Source organism: Microbacterium sp. 69-10, from assembly GCF_001897945.1.
In the GTDB taxonomy this organism is placed as follows: domain Bacteria; phylum Actinomycetota; class Actinomycetes; order Actinomycetales; family Microbacteriaceae; genus Microbacterium.
In genome coordinates, this window is sequence record NZ_MKRT01000006.1 from 15667 (window position 1) to 16064 (window position 398).

The 398-nt window shown below is 70.4% G+C and carries 1 pseudogene; it reads right to left on the reverse strand.

Annotated elements, in window-relative coordinates:
• Window positions 1-322, reverse strand: a pseudogene (locus tag BGN97_RS02035) (hypothetical protein); the annotation flags it as partial.
• Window positions 323-398: the final 76 nt, after the last annotated feature.

Sequence of the window (398 nt, forward strand, 5' to 3'; positions counted from 1 at the left end):
CCGGGGCCTCGGCCAGCGGCACCGCACCCGCCTCGAGCCCGTGCACCAGCCTGCTGGCCTTCGCCGACTGACGGAACGTCAGCGCCTCACCCTTGCCGATCACAGTGGTCGTCGCCGACGATGCGCCGGGACGGCTCACCATCACCATCTCCGGCAGGATCGCGAATTCGAGGGATGCCTGCGGCGTCGACGCCGCGCGCCGCCCGACCTGCTCGAGCGAGCCGCGCACGTCCGTCACGGATACGCCGCATTCCAGCAGCAGAACGCCGAGGTCGCCGAGGATGACATCCGTCTCGGCTGCCGGAAGCGCGGCATCCGTCACCGGAATCAGCCCAGGGTGTCGGCCAGTGCCTGCAGGCGACGCAGCGTCTCGTCCTTGCCGAGCAGCTCCATCGACT